General features: G+C 42.3%; 1 pseudogene. It reads left to right on the forward strand.

Annotation, left to right across the window (positions count from 1 at the left end):
• Nucleotides 1-230: pseudogene (locus BU804_RS09410) on the forward strand (IS5/IS1182 family transposase); the annotation flags it as partial.
• Nucleotides 231-241: the final 11 nt, after the last annotated feature.

The following is a 241-nucleotide window of genomic DNA, read 5'->3' on the forward strand; positions in this document are numbered from 1 at the left end:
TTGAGCAAGCTATAAGTCAGGGAATGCAAGTGGTGATTCCTCCACGAAAGAATCGCATAACTGGTCGAGAATACGATAAAGATCTCTATAAGTTAAGGCATTTGGTGGAAAATGCATTTTTACATTTGAAGCGCTGGAGAGGAATAGCGACCCGTTATGCAAAGAACACAGCCTCATTCTTGGCTGCAGTCCATATTAGATGTATTGCTATATGGGCGGAAGTCTCGTGACTACACTATCT

Origin of the sequence: Candidatus Protochlamydia sp. W-9 (assembly GCF_001950615.1) — a bacterium.
GTDB lineage: Bacteria > Chlamydiota > Chlamydiia > Chlamydiales > Parachlamydiaceae > Protochlamydia > Protochlamydia amoebophila.